Raw genomic sequence first — 15,102 nt, 5'->3', positions numbered from 1 at the left:
ACATGGCAATTCCAGTCTATCTGTGGCTGAAGGACGACGGCGGCGCGGACATTAAAGGGTCTGTGGACGTTCAGGATCGTGAAGGTAGTATCGAAGTGGTGGCCCAGGAGCACAACCTGTACATCCCGACCGATAACAACACCGGCAAGCTGACCGGCACGCGTATCCACACGCCATTCCTGTTCACCAAGGAAATCGACTCCTCCAGCCCGTACCTGTACAAGGCGGTGACCACGGGCCAGACCCTGAAATCTGCGGAATTCAAATGGTACAGAATCAACGACGCGGGTCAGGAAGTGGAGTACTTCAACACGAAGCTTGAGAACGTGAAGCTGGTGAAAGTGAATCCTAAGATGCATGACATCAAGGATCCTGCTTTCGAGAAGCATAACCACCTTGAGCAGATTGAGCTGCGCTACGAAAAAATCACCTGGACCTACAAAGACGGCAACATCATTCATTCCGATTCCTGGAACGAACGCGCCACTGCGTAAATGCCCGAGCAGACGGTCAGCCGTCTGCTTTTTTTGCTGAGCGTCTGTACTGACGGGCGTTCAGCAAAAAACTACACAATCTGCCTGCCTGACCTGATGCGCTTTGGGTTCCTGAATAACAGGGAACAGCGACGGGCGGTAGCGTGTCCGGAACTGATAAAGAGAGAGTCTCATGGAAAATCCAGCCATCCTGTTACGCCGTCTTAACCCATACTGTGCCCGCGCGATGGAAGGCGCCGCGTCCCTCTGCCAGACCCGCGCCCATGCGGAAATTTTGCCCGAACACTGGCTGCTGAAGCTGCTGGAACAGGGCGAAGGCGACCTGACCGTGCTGGCGCGACGCTATGAATGGGATATGGATGCGATATGGCAGGATCTGCTGGGTTTTCTGAACCGTCTGCCACGTTCGGTGCGCAGCCGCCCGCAGCTGTCGGACAGCGTTCAGACTCTGATGCAGGGGGCCTGGCTGCACGCTTCGCTGGCGGGGGAAGAGCATATCCGCAGCATTCACTTCCTGATGGCCCTGGTGGAAAAACCAAAACTGGTGCGCTGCGACGGCCTGTGGCCGCTGCTGACGCTGGCACAAAGCCAGCTTGAACGCCTGCGGGGGCTTCTGGATGCGCAGTCGGATGAGCGCCCGGAGGTGCAGCAGGAAGCGGAGCTTACGCAGGGCGGTGAGGTGGAGTTTGTCGGCCGTCCGGTAAATGCCGATATAAAAGGAGAGCTGACCCCGGCGTTGCAGAGCGCGCTGGACAAGTTCACCCTCGACGTTACCGCCCGCGCCCGTGAAGGGAAGATCGACCCGGTCTTTGGTCGTGACAATGAAATCCGCCAGATGGTGGATATTCTTTCCCGACGCCGTAAAAATAATCCGATTCTGGTCGGCGAGCCGGGGGTCGGTAAGACCGCGCTCGTGGAAGGACTGGCACTGCGAATTGCGGAGGGCAATGTGCCGGACGCGCTGAAGCCGGTCTCGGTGCGCACCCTCGATCTCGGTCTGCTACAGGCAGGAGCGGGCGTGAAGGGGGAGTTCGAGCAGCGCCTGAAAAACATCATCGAAGCGGTGCAACAGTCGCCATCACCGGTACTGCTGTTTATTGACGAGGCGCACACCATTATCGGCGCGGGCAACCAGGCGGGCGGCGCCGATGCGGCAAACCTGCTGAAACCGGCTCTCGCCCGCGGTGAACTCAGAACCCTCGCCGCCACCACCTGGAGCGAGTACAAACAGTATTTCGAGCGTGACGCTGCGCTGGAGCGTCGTTTCCAGATGGTTAAAGTCGACGAACCGGACGACGACACCGCCTGCCTGATGCTGCGCGGACTCAAGTCACGCTACGCAGAGCACCACGGCGTGCATATTACCGATGAAGCGGTAAAAGCCGCCGTCACGTTGTCCAGGCGTTATCTGACCGGCCGCCAGCTCCCGGACAAGGCGGTTGATCTGCTGGATACCGCCTCTGCCCGTATCCGCATGAGCCTGGATACAGTGCCGGAGCCGCTGACCAGGATGAAGGCGCAGCTTACGGCACTTGCCATGGAGAAACAGGCGCTGCTGGAGGATATCGCGGTGGGCAATACCGCCCACGGCGAACGTCTGGCCGCCATCGAACAGGAAGAAGTCCGCATCATTTTGCAGCTCGACGAACGGGAAAACCAGTACGGTCAGGAGCTGAAGCTGACGGAAGAACTGCTCGCCTGCCGCACTGATATCTCCCGTCAGGGGGAGATTGCAGACCTACAGATGCAGCTTACTGCCGTACAGAAAAATACGCCGCTGCTGGGGCTGGACGTGGACGCCCGTACCGTCGCAACTGTTATCGCCGACTGGACCGGTGTACCGCTCTCGTCATTAATGAAGGATGAGCAGACAGAACTGCTGAGCCTGGAGCAAAACCTCGGCGGGCGGGTGGTTGGCCAGGACGCGGCGCTGAACGCTATTGCGCAGCGCCTGAGAGCAAGTAAAACCGGCCTTGCACCAGAGAATGGCCCGCAGGGCGTGTTCCTGCTTGTGGGACCGAGCGGTACCGGCAAGACGGAAACGGCACTGGCACTGGCGGACGAGTTGTTCGGCGGCGAGAAATCCCTTATCACCATCAACCTCTCGGAATACCAGGAGCCGCACACCGTCTCTCAGCTTAAGGGCTCCCCTCCGGGCTACGTTGGTTACGGTCAGGGCGGCATTCTGACCGAAGCCGTCCGCAAGCGCCCCTACAGCGTGGTGCTGCTGGATGAAGTGGAAAAGGCGCACCGGGACGTGATGAACCTGTTCTACCAGGTCTTTGACCGGGGATTCATGCGCGACGGCGAGGGGCGTGAAATTGACTTCCGTAACACGGTGATACTGATGACCTCGAATCTCGGCAGCGACCTTATCATGCAGATGCTGGATGAACAGCCGGAAGCGACAGAGCCGGACCTGCATGAGCTGCTGCGCCCGGTACTGCGCGAACACTTCCAGCCCGCGCTGCTGGCGCGCTTCCAGACGGTGATTTACCGTCCGCTGGCTCAGGCTGCAATGCGAACGATTGTTGGCATGAAGCTGAGCCAGGTGAGCCAGTGCCTGGCGCGTCACTACGGTATGACGACCACCATCAATGAATCCCTGTACGACGCGCTGACCGCCGCCTGCCTGCTGCCGGATACCGGGGCGCGCAATATCGACAGCCTGCTGAACCAGCAGATTCTGCCGGTACTGAGCCAGCAGCTGCTGAGCCAGATGGCGGCGGGGCAGAAGCTGCAGCATCTTACGCTTGGCTGGGATGAGGAAGAGGGCATAGTGCTCGAGTTTGACCGGACAGAAGGTGAGCATGCATGAGCAGTAATCTTCCCTTACGATTCAGCCACAGCCATCACCTGCTTTCGGTGAAGGGCTGCGATGCAGGGCTTGATGTGCTGGCATTTGAGGGCGATGAAGCCCTGAGCAAACCTTTCCGCTACCGTACTGAATTCACCAGCGCGTACCATGCCATCAGCAAAGAGATGATGCTGATGAAAGGGGCTTCCCTGACGCTTCAGGCTCCGGTTGACCAGGGTTATGGCATCAAAATACAGCAGCCGGTGCGGGTGATTAAGGGGGTGGTCACGGGTTTTGAACGCCTGGGTACCTCAAAAGATGAAACCCGCTACGCCCTGACGCTTGAGCCGCGTCTGGCGCTGCTCGACCGCTCGCACCAGAACGCGATTTACCAGGACATGTCGGTTCCGCAAATCGTGGAAAAAATCCTGCGCGAGCGCCACGGCATGCGCGGCCAGGATTTCCTGTTCTCGCTCACTAAAGAGTACCCGCGCCGTGAGCAGGTGATGCAGTACGCTGAGGACGACCTGCACTTTATCACCCGCCTGCTGGGTGAGGCCGGTATATGGTTCCGCTTCACCACCGACACGCGGCTGAACATTGACGTGGTGGAGTTTTACGACAGCCAGCAGGGGTATGAGAAAGGCCTGACGCTGCCGTCGGTGCCGCCGTCAGGGCAGCACTCGCAGGGTGTGGACTCGGTGTGGGAGATGGAGAGCCACCATAACGTGGTGCAGACGGCGGTCAGCACCCGCGACTACAACTACCGTCAGGCCACGGAGGACATGAACACCCGGGTCGACGCGACCGGCGGGGATGCCACCACGTACGGTGAGGCCTATCACTACGGTGATAACTACCTGACGGCGGGAAGCGCGTATGACCGTAACCCGACAGCGGAGTCCGGGGCGTTTTACGCCCGCATCCGGCATGAGCGCTACCTGAATGGCCAGACGCAGACCCGGGCCATCACCAGCTACCCGGCGCTCTCTCCGGGTCAGGTACTGAAAGTGAGCGGCGGGTACGAAGTGGCTGAGGTGTTTGCGCAGGGCGTGGTTGTCACGGCGATGCACAGCCATGCCCGGCGTGATGCGGACTTTTGCGTCAGGTTTGACGGCATCCCGGACAGCGCGGACTTTTGCTTTCGCCCGGAACCCGGCAGCCGCCCGGTAATGGCCGGCACCTTACCGGCCCGCGTCACCAGCACCACCGAAAATGACACCTATGGGCATATCGATAAGGACGGTCGCTACCGCGTCAACATGCTGTTTGACCGGGACAGCTGGGAAAACGGATTCGAGAGCCTGTGGGTCCGCCAGTCCCGCCCGTACGCCGGCGACACGTACGGCCTGCACCTGCCGCTGCTGGCGGGCACCGAAGTGGCGATTGGCTTTGAGGACGGCAATCCGGACCGGCCGTACATTGCCGGCGTGCTGCATGACTCGGCGCATGGCGACCATGTCACCATTCAAAACTACAAACGTAACGTCCTGCGCACGCCGGCGAACAACAAAATCCGTCTCGACGACGAGCGCGGGAAAGAGCACATCAAGGTCAGCACTGAGTACGGCGGCAAGAGCCAGCTGAACCTCGGGCACCTGGTCGACAGCGAGAAGCAGCAACGCGGCGAGGGGTTTGAGCTCAGGACGGACAGCTGGGGTGCGATACGGGCGCAGAAGGGGATATTTATCAGCGCGGACGCGCAGGCGAAGGCGCAGGGCCAGGTGCTGGAGATGCAGGCAGCGATGAGCCAGCTGGAGCAGGCGCGGTCACTGGCTGAAGCGTTACGCAGCGCGGCAGAAGCGGCGAGGGCTGAGCTGGCAGATGTGCAGACGCAGAAGGCGCTGCTGTCAGACGCGCTGACGGATTTAAAGAATGCGGCGTTGCTGGTCTCGGCGCCGGAAGGAATAGCGCAGGTGACAGGGAAAAGCCTGCAGCAGTCGGCGGGAGACAACATCATCAGCACCAGCGGCGGGCACACAGATTTCAGCGCACTGAAAAGATTCACCGTGGCGGCCGGGGAGCGGGTAAGTCTGTATGCGCAAAAGCTGGGCATCAAAATGTTTGCCGGCAAAGGAAAGGTGGAGATCCAGGCGCAGGGAGATGAGATGACGCTGGATGCGCTGAAGGATATCCGCATCAGCAGCAGTGAGGGAAAACTCATCATCAGCGCGAAACAGGAGATAGTGCTGACGAGCGGCGGGGGATATATCCGGATAGCGGACGGAACGGTGGAGTGTGCGGCGCCGGACAAAATCATCGAGCGCGGGGCAGTGTGGCAGAAGTTTGGTGGGCAGAGCTTTAGTCAGGCGGTCCAGAAGTGGGAAAGCAGCGCATTTGAAATGGGACCTGAAGTGCTGTGGCCCTATTCTGAGACACCCGTAGCGGGTCAGAAAATCAGCCTGACGCACAGTGATGGTACCATGCAGGAGTTAAAGACTTCTGCGGACGGTCGTGGGGAGAAGCAAAACTTGGTGGATCCTGCATCAGTGCAGATAAACCTGAAGGATGAGGACTAACCGATGATTGAAGCCACTGAAAGCAATTGTGTTCTGCTGGGATACGACAAGTTTGGTCATCCCCTCTACAAGGCCATTGCCACGCCGAAAGACAAGGAGCAATGGCTCAAACTTTATAAAATGCCGGACAGAGTCATCCCGGTTGTGTTTTTACCGGGGGTGATGGGGAGTAATTTGATGAACCCAGATGATGGTAAACCCGTCTGGACCGTCAACGGTAATGCAAGCATGTTACCCTGGATTGGAAGGGGGCCCGCGAAAAGAAAAAAATTACTGGATCCTACCAAAACCGTTGTCGATCCCAGCGGGACAATCGAGACTGAAAGCCCGGAAGAGCGGCTGTTATTTTCTTCGCGCAAAGAGAGAGGCTGGGGAGAAGTGGGGGCGATGAGCTATGGCTCTTTCCTCCCCTGGCTCCAGGAAGCGCTGAACGATAACCAAACAATGTTAACAAATAAGACCAGCAAAAATGGTTGCCTGACCTTGCGTGAGAGACTGCTGGATAAAGCATTAGGAGCCGAAACGGGTGAAAGTCCCCTGACCACTGAGGAAGTGGCTCTAAGCTATCAGTACCTTTTTCCGGTTCATGCAGTGGGCTATAACTGGCTACAGTCAAATATGGATTCTGCACAAGCACTAGCCGATCGTATTGAAAAGATTATTGGCGATTACAAAGCTAGCGGACGCAAATGCGAAAAGGTGATCCTGGTGACCCACTCAATGGGAGGGCTGGTTGCCCGTTACTATTCGGAATTGTTGGACGGAGATTTCGGACAGAAAAAAATCCTGGGTATTGTACACGGGGTGATGCCGGATCGGGGGGCCCCGATGGCCTATAAGCGCATGAAAGCGGGTGAAGCAGGAATAACCGGTTTAGTAATTGGTGGTAATGGCGCTGAAATGACTGCCGTGCTGGCGCAAGCGCCGGGGCCTTTGCAGCTACTGCCTGGTAAGGGATACGGTATGGGTTGGTTTCATGTTGAAGGCCTTAAGCAGCCTTTACCTCAGACAAATCCGTATAAGGAAATCTACACCCAGCGATCGGTGTGGTGGGGATTATGTGAGGAACGCTTTATTAATCCTGAAAAGAATAACGGGGATAAGATATTGCTGGAACAAGATTGGAAACGTTTCAAAAATATTATTAACAATCATGTTAGTGCGTTTATAGAGAAACTTAATGGGCATTACCATGAACATACCTATGCCTTTTATGGCAATGATGGGAAGAATTACCCCTCTTATGCAGAACTGTACTGGAAGGACGCAAGTGGAAAACATACCCCGGAAGCCTACCGCTCTCTGGTCAGCGAAAAGGGGGAAATATTCTACCCGGCGGACAAATTTAACCAGACCATTCGCTATGCAACGCTGAAAACACCGGACCAGGTGTATGTTAGCCGTAAATATGAATTATTACCTCCTGTGGACGACGGTGACGGCACTGTACCGGTCAGAGCGGCAGTGATTAATTCTCCGAAGTTAAAGGCTCAGCTAGGTGTGGGTGTTGACCACGAGGGGGCGTACAAACCTGCCAACACCATGGATGCGCGCTGGTTTACTCTTCGCTCAATTATAAGAATTGCACAGCAGGTGAAAAATACAGGGCTTGCTTACCATGAATAAGATAAAACAAAAAGCAATGTTCCTGGTCGCCTTCATCGTAGCGGGATATGGGTTGTATCAGTATTTTCGCCCTTACAATCCATCACCGCAGACACTGACGTCATCACAGCAGGTAGCCATGAAGAAGATAAACGCTGAAATGAAACCTTACTGCGTCGGGCGCTATATGCTCGACCTGCCATCCTCCTTTACGGCTTATAATGACGCTGCACCGCTGGATAACAATATCTGGGCGGCGGTGATTTCAAGGCCTGAGGATATATATAAAACCTACCTGGCGACAAAGAAAATGTATCACCCCGGTTTTGTGCAGTTAATCACATTACGTGAGAAGGCGCTACAAAACAGTAAAACCATAGACGCCCAGGATATGCCGTTTTTAAAAAAAGTCTGGCCGTTACCCACCGGTATGGATGGTGTTATTTTTGAACGGAATGAAAACGGAGGTGCTGCGGACGCAATGCGCATCCTGGAAGGATATATTTATACCAATGGTGTGGTTATCAAATTTCAGAAGCAAACGGTCAATGATTCAGCTTCACGTTATGAAAGACAACGAAATGGCGATCCAATTCAAAATTATGTCGCAAGTGACGTCAGCCAGATGCAGTCGCTGATGGCGAGAATTAGCGGCAGGGATAATGACGTCATTCCGACGAAACCAGGTTCCTGTATCACCCATGCGTTTATTTCCACCGACCCGACGGCAAGGGATCAGGAGGATATTAACATAGGGCTTATCAGTAGTACTTTCGACAATATACGCGTTGCGCTTTCCACTGATAACTTTACGCGTGAAGAAAATACGGTGCTGGACAGAATGGAAGAAATAACAAGCAATATTTCCCGTTCACGGGGCGGCATAGAACGAAAAGGGGCCTTTAGTGTTAACGGACTACAGGTCCAGGAGTTTCTGGCAACGGGCTTGCAGGAAGATAACGATGAACCACGATATAATTTTGAAATGTATATTAATGAAATGACGGCCAGTTATAAGACTCCGGGTTTTATACTAACCCTTGATAATCAACGCATGCCGCCAACCTCCTACAGCAAGGAGGAAATTATCGCCTTCTGGGACACGATCAGCCGTAGCGTACGCGTGCGTCCCGGCGCGTTTTGAGTATAAATTTTCACACGGCGGAAATTAAAAACATATCGATAATAATGAAATGATGTTTTTGTAGCAAGTCATCTTATTTAAGCTAATTCATTTTAAAAGAGGGTGATATGTCTGGAATTGTTTGTCTGGGTGATGATACTACTCATGGTGGAAAGGTTATTACCGCGTCGTCGACAATGTTTATCAATGGTATTCAGGTTGCCCTTGTTGGTGATTTAGTTTCTTGTCCGATACACGGAGTCAATCCGATAAAAGAAGGACATCCAAGAGCATCAGAAAATGGGCTAAACGTTGTTGTTAATAACTGTGCTTGTGCCTGTGGATGTAAAGTCATTAGTTCTCACATTGAAAATACTATTGAGTCTTAATATTATGTGGCCTATCCCCAAAGTACCCGAAAAAAGTACAATTGCCAACTTGTCATACAAGCGATGGGGGATTGTTCTTATTTCTAAGTTGTTGATTTGTGCTGTTTTAGGCTTTTCTTTTTGGGGGGCTGAAGAATATAAGAAAATAGTATTTCTTCTTCTGCTCCCAGCGTTTTTCATATGGTTATGTCTTTTTGGAGCAGCGATAAACCGTTATGAACAGTCAAGCATTGCTCTTTCTGCCTGGAAAGAGGAAACTGATCGAACTAAGGCATTATGGCAGCATTGGAGCCGACAACAGTTGTCAGTGGTTGGAAATGTTATTCTTACTCCTGAGGACAAAGGGGCTGAGAGTTTGCTTGGGCCTTTGTCCGATATTCCAGCCTATCCGGATAAAGTCAGACAGCTGTCACATTCCTGGGGTTCCATCCGTCTTTTGTCTGAAATGATCGACAAACAGTTGGAGCAACAGTATCCGGGTTATCGGAAATATTTGCATACTGTTTATGTATTACAACCCTCCGGTTGGGACAAAATTAATGTAAGCCAGATAATTCTTTCACAATGGGATTTACTTCCTGAAGTGAATTGTTCCGTTGAGTGTATTGAAAAATTTCACGACAATGTTAATTTTGATGGTTTGATATTGGTTCTTAGCTTCCAATGCTGGTTGACTGGTATACCGAAACAATCCAGTGAAATGGTCTCTGCTCAGCTTATATCATCTTCGACTTTTTCCAGACAACATGCTGTACCGGTACTTGCCGGATTAGGCCGTGTTATGCATCTGGATAATGATAACCTTGAAAAAGCTTTAGACATGCTTTTTGAATATAATCGAATTGATAAGCGTGATGTACGTCATGTCTGGCTTTCTGGTATACCTGCTGATATTATTTCAAGATTGATGCAGTATGCTGAACGATATCAGTGGAAACTTCCAGAAAAACATCCTTTTCATTTAATTGATTTTTCTTTTGGTCCTCCCGGTGAAATGACATTCCCTGTTTCACTCGCACTGTTGGTTGACGCGGCTCAAAAGACTGAAGCTAACCAATTGTTAATTATCCAGGCATCACCTCAGTCTAGGCTGCTTTGTTTGATTACTCGGAAACATTACTTATGACCCAGGAAAAGGAATTGCAGTCGGCACGTTATGGATTTTGGGGGTATTTTATTTTAATTATTGGCCTTGCTGGTATAATTGCGTTTTTGCTGTTTATTAATCAGGATGTCTTGCTTAAATATGGCCTGACAAATCGCCAAATTTGGTCTATGTGGGGTGGTGTATTTTGTTTTTTATTTTTAGGCACTGTTTGCTCTCCTTTTTATTGGCGATGGAAGCAAAGAAAAAAACAACGCATTTATTTACCACCGGATTTCTCGGAGGCTGAAACTAAAACAAATCCTAATGTGATGACAACCATCACAGATTATACACATTTAAAAGAACATCTTAATCTTCGTTATAGAGTCTTTTGGCGTCGCAAAGTCCGGTTGTTGTTGATCACAGGTGATGAAGCCGCAATTGAACAGCTGATACCCGGCCTGCAACAGCAACAATGGCTTGAAGGCAACTGCACCGTTCTGATTTACGGCGGTAGCCTGACAGCAGACCCTGACCGCGAAAAATACACCGCGTTGCGCAAGCTGCGTCGCGGTCGTCCGTTGGACGGTATTATCCGTGTACTGCCGGAGTCGCTTAAACTAACCACACAAATCAGCGACAACGATTTACGCGGCCTGGAAAAAATCAGCGAATTGCTGCGTTATTCCACTCCGGTCTGGTTGTGGCAACTGTGCAGCAGTCACTGGTCGCAGGGTACGCGTCCTGAGCAGGCGGTAGGCGTAAGCTTTCCGCCACGCGCAACAGAAGAGGATGTTATCCGCCAGCTGGAGCTGATGCTGCCGGCCCTACGGTCGCTGGGGATGAGTCAGGTCGCGGAAAACAACAGCCACGACTTCCTGTTGCGCCTGGGCCAGCACCTGAAAAATGGCGGTATCGCCCGCTGGGCTCAGCAACTGGTGCCATGGCTCTTTGAGTCTCAGCAGCGCGTTCCTGTACGAGGGTTGATGTTCAGCCTGCCGAAGAGGAAATCTGCCGGTGCGTCAGCGAAAACGGTCGACGCTGAGCAATATGTCCCGGGATCGCAACGCCATGCGCTGGTGCTGCCGGTGACCTGGCAGGGTATCGTTGAAGACTGCACCCGCGTACGTGGCCGCCGTGTCGGTATGGCGTGGGAACAGACTCTTGCCTGGATCCTGATGGCCATCATTGGTGTCTGGGGGGCAGGGACGCTGCTGTCGTTTGCGGTTAACCGTTTACAGATAGTCTCTGTTGCGCAGCAGGCGCATGCCCTGGTGGAGCATCCTTCCGTATCGGATTACCAGCTGACGGCCCTGCATACTCTGCGCAATGATGCCGGCCGCCTGCAACACCGTATCCAGGACGGAGCGCCGTGGTATCAGCGCTTTGGCCTGGACCATAATCAGCAGCTGCTTGATGCGATGCTGCCCTGGTACGGCGTGGCAAACAACCGCCTGATACGCGACCCGGCAAATGAGGCCCTTAAGCAGAAGCTCAGCGCGCTGTCGAATACTGCCCCCAACAGCGACCAGCGGGTACGGTTGGCTAAATCGGGTTACGATCAGCTCAAAGCCTGGCTAATGATGTCTCGTCCTGATAAAGCCGATGGTGCATTCTATTCGCAGACTATGAAAACCGTGCAGCCGATACGGTTGGGCATATCAGCCGGCCTGTGGCAAAGCCTGGCGCCGGATTTGTGGGCGTTCTATATCACCGAACTACCCGCACAGACACAGTGGAAAATCACACCGGATGAGCAACTGGTCAGCCAGAGCCGACAGGTGCTGTTGCAACAAATTGGACGGCGCAACGCAGAAAGTACTCTGTACGAGAATATGCTCAAATCCGTTCGTCGTAATTTTGCCGATGTTTCTCTTGAGGACATGACTGGCGGTACCGATGCCAGTCGCCTGTTTAACACAGACGAGGTGGTGCCAGGCATGTTCACCCGCCAGGCATGGGAGGGAGGCATTCAGCAGGCCATTGAGAAAGCGGCAAGCTCACGCCGTGAAGAAATTGACTGGGTACTGAGTGACAGCCGGAAATCGCACTCCTCAGATCTGTCGCCGGAAGCTTTGAAAGCTCGCCTGACGCAACGTTATTTCACGGACTTTGCAGGTAGCTGGTTGAGCTTCCTTAACAGCCTGCAACTTAATCCGGCAGACAATATTGCAGACGTCACCGACCAGTTGACGCTGATGAGTGACGTCCGCCAGTCGCCGCTGATTGCCCTGATGAATACCCTCGCATGGCAGGGGCAGACTGGCCAGAAGAGTGAAGGACTTTCGGACTCCATCATCAAATCGGCTAAAGACCTGGTAGGAGGGCAGGACAAACCGGCGATTGACCAGTCAGCGTCAGGCCCGCAGGGGCCATTGGATGAAACCTTTGGGCCGTTGTTGATGCTGATGGGTAAAAACACAGGCGGAAATGTCCTGTCAGCTGATAACTCACTGAGCCTACAGACGTATCTGACACGCATCACCCGGGTGCGTCTGCGTTTGCAACAGGTAGCCAGCGCCACTGACCCTCAGGAAATGATGCAGACCCTGGCGCAGACCGTGTTCCAGGGCAAAAGCGTGGACCTTACCGACACCCAGCAGTACGGCAGCCTAATTTCGGCAAGCCTTGGAGAAGAGTGGAGCGGTTTTGGCAACACGATGTTTGTGCAGCCGCTGACCCAGGCCTGGGAGACCGTGCTTCAGCCGTCGGCAGCGAGTCTGAATGACAAATGGAGCCGTTCCGTAGTGGCGAACTGGCACACCGCTTTTGACGGACGTTTCCCGTTTGCCGTGAGCAAAAGTGATGCCTCCCTGCCGATGCTGGCTGAATTTGTGCGCAAGGACAGCGGACGTATTGAGCGCTTCCTGACAACAGAGCTCGGTGGTGTACTGCACAAGGAGGGCAGCCAGTGGGTGCCGGATAAGGTCAACAGTCAGGGGCTGAGTTTTAACCCAGCCTTCTTGCGAGCCATTAACCAACTGACCCAGCTGTCGGACATTCTCTTTACCGACGGTAGCCAGGGCATCACCTTTGAGTTACAGGCGCGTCCGGTACCACAGGTGGTGGAAACGCAACTGACTATTGATGGACAAAGGCTACATTATTTCAACCAGATAGCTGACTGGCAGTCCTTCCGCTGGCCTGGTGACACGTACAAGCCAGGAACCATGCTGACATGGACCACGGTTAACGCCGGTGCGCGTCTTTTCGGGGATTTCAGCGGAACCTGGGGCTTTATTCGCTGGCTGGATCAGAGTAAGCGCCAGCAGCTTGACCGCAGTCAGTGGATGATGAGTTTTACCGCGCCTGATGGTCGCACCTTACAGTGGGTACTGCGCTCACAGCTGGGCCGCGGCCCGCTTGAGCTACTGGCGTTGCGTGGCTTCACGCTGCCGGATCAGATATTCAGTGTCGACAGTGTGGCTATGGTGCAGGCTCTGATGAATAACACAGAAAACAGTGACATGGACGGAATCGAATAATGGACTCTTTGCAGAATCTGATCATTGCCTGTCAGGTGGATGAAACCCTGCTGCGACAGCAGGCGCGGTCACGTACCGAAAGCTGGAAACTCTGGCTTGCTCCGGTCAGTGATACCAGTCCTACAGGAGAAGACCCGGGTTATGACGATGATTTTCAGCGTATCCGGGAGGAGGTCAATAAACTTTCCGGGATTGATACCGGGCTAATTTGCCAGCTGGCTGAAAAGTTGCTGACCACTGTCGCCAAAGATGTCCGGGTTGCGACTTACTACTGCTGGGCGCGCCTGCACCAGGACGGTGAAACCGGTTTTGCTGAGGGGCTTGAGCTACTGGCAGGATTGCTAAAGTGCTATGGAACGCGACTCCATCCACAGCGCGAGAGAAGCCGCAAACCGGCGCTGGAGTGGATCGCAGGCTCTCGTCTGCTTGACAGTCTGTTGCTCTGGCCGGAAGTGGTACGCGACGATGCCCTCCGTACGACAGGTGCGCTGCTGCTCATCCAGGACAGTCTGGAAACTGAGTCAGAAGCGTCGCGTCCAGATCTCAGTGCCCTGTACAGCGCGCTGGGATCCCGCCTGATGAAAGCCGGTGGTCTCGATGCTGTAATACCGCAGAATGCCAGCAATCAGTCACGCGCTAAGTCAGCATCTTACACAACAGAACAGGATACGCCATTACTGAACCGCATCACGTCCGGTCAGGATTTGCTGGCTCAGGCACGAACCCTCACGAGATATCTGCGTGAGCAACCTGATGGCTGGCTTGCCGCGCACCGGCTGATGAAAAGTCTTCGTCACGACACGCTGAAAACTATCCCTGCACCGGACGCCGAAGGGAAAACGCGCATTGAACCGCCGCGGGCTGACCAGCGGGCGATGCTAAAGCGTTTGTACTTGCAGCAAAGTTGGATGGAGATACTTGAGCAGGCGGACAGCACTTTCTCACGTGGTGCCAATCATCTCTGGCTGGATTTGCAGTGGTACATCCATCAGGCCCTGATCAAGTCGGGCCAGGAAGTGCTGGCCGATATCATCACCGCTGATCTGAAAGGGCTGCTGCTGCGTCTCTGCGGTCTTGAAACGCTGGCCTTTAACGACGGCACACCGTTTGCCGATGAAATCACGCTGAACTGGATAAACCAGAGTGTGATGGACCAAATGTCTAGTTGGCGGAATGAGCCGGTCACTACTGTCAGTGAGACGAACAACGATATTCTGGCCCTTGAGCCGGAAGCGCTGGAGAAAGCAGACACCGATGGACTGGAGGCCACACTCCATTGGATTCAGACGCGCCCGGGTATGGACTCTACAAAAGACAAATGGTTACTGCGTCTGCTGATGGCACGTGTGGCAGAGCAAAAAGGTAAAAATGAACTAGCCCTTCATCTGCTGGGTGAACTTGACGGTGCAGCACAGTCCATCACCCTCACGCAGTGGACGCCGGCGCTATTGTTTGAAGTGAAATCGCGACGTCTCAGGCTGCTGCGCATGAAAGCTGCCCGCAGTGAGACTGATAAATCGCGGCTTCAGCCAGAGATGGATCAGCTTCTGGCCGGTCTGATTGCACTTGACCCGGCCGGCAGTGCGGTGCTTTGCGTGTAAGA

The 15,102-nt window shown here is 53.9% G+C and carries 9 protein-coding genes; all 9 read left to right on the top strand.

The annotated features are described in order from the left end of the window. The first annotated feature begins 2 nt into the window (after window positions 1-2). The 9 genes from hcp to tssA all read left to right on the top strand — a co-directional run bounded on the left by hcp (window position 3) and on the right by tssA (window position 15,100). On the top strand, window positions 3-494 hold the full coding sequence (hcp, locus tag E0L16_RS11275) for a type VI secretion system effector Hcp (protein WP_009653685.1): 492 nt from the start codon (window positions 3-5) through the stop codon (window positions 492-494). Between the two features lie 172 nt (window positions 495-666). Further along, on the top strand, window positions 667-3,312 hold the full coding sequence (tssH, locus tag E0L16_RS11270) for a type VI secretion system ATPase TssH (RefSeq protein ID WP_131636949.1): 2,646 nt from the start codon (window positions 667-669) through the stop codon (window positions 3,310-3,312). Next, entirely contained in the window at window positions 3,309-5,810 is a 2,502-nt protein-coding gene (locus tag E0L16_RS11265) for a type VI secretion system Vgr family protein (RefSeq protein WP_131636948.1), read from the top strand. The genes tssH and E0L16_RS11265 overlap by 4 nt, the downstream gene beginning before the upstream one ends. 3 nt (window positions 5,811-5,813) lie before the next feature. Continuing rightward, the gene (locus tag E0L16_RS11260) at window positions 5,814-7,436 is read left to right on the top strand and encodes a lipase family alpha/beta hydrolase (protein WP_131636947.1); all 1,623 of its coding nucleotides are present in this window, start codon (window positions 5,814-5,816) and stop codon (window positions 7,434-7,436) included. Next, window positions 7,429-8,559: a T6SS immunity protein Tli4 family protein gene (locus E0L16_RS11255; protein ID WP_131636946.1), complete on the top strand. Its 1,131-nt coding sequence runs from the start codon at window positions 7,429-7,431 to the stop codon at window positions 8,557-8,559. The genes E0L16_RS11260 and E0L16_RS11255 overlap by 8 nt, the downstream gene beginning before the upstream one ends. Before the next feature lie 107 nt (window positions 8,560-8,666). Next, window positions 8,667-8,927: a PAAR domain-containing protein gene (locus tag E0L16_RS11250; protein WP_074177727.1), complete on the top strand. Its 261-nt coding sequence runs from the start codon at window positions 8,667-8,669 to the stop codon at window positions 8,925-8,927. After that, window positions 8,917-10,053, top strand: coding sequence for a hypothetical protein (locus E0L16_RS11245; RefSeq protein WP_242672221.1), 1,137 nt, complete (start codon window positions 8,917-8,919; stop codon window positions 10,051-10,053). The genes E0L16_RS11250 and E0L16_RS11245 overlap by 11 nt, the downstream gene beginning before the upstream one ends. Next, window positions 10,050-13,499, top strand: a complete 3,450-nt coding sequence (locus E0L16_RS11240) for an ImcF-related family protein (protein ID WP_131636945.1) — start codon at window positions 10,050-10,052, stop codon at window positions 13,497-13,499. The genes E0L16_RS11245 and E0L16_RS11240 overlap by 4 nt, the downstream gene beginning before the upstream one ends. Next, window positions 13,499-15,100 (top strand): type VI secretion system protein TssA, encoded by a 1,602-nt coding sequence (gene tssA, locus E0L16_RS11235; RefSeq protein ID WP_131636944.1) that lies wholly within the window; start codon window positions 13,499-13,501, stop codon window positions 15,098-15,100. Before E0L16_RS11240 ends, tssA begins: the two co-directional genes overlap by 1 nt. The last annotated feature ends 2 nt before the right edge of the window (window positions 15,101-15,102 follow it).

Source organism: Enterobacter quasihormaechei (assembly GCF_004331385.1).
GTDB classification, from domain to species: Bacteria; Pseudomonadota; Gammaproteobacteria; order Enterobacterales; family Enterobacteriaceae; genus Enterobacter; species Enterobacter quasihormaechei.
Note: the sequence above shows the minus strand (reverse complement) of the source record. Positions and strands in the feature narration are given on the sequence as shown.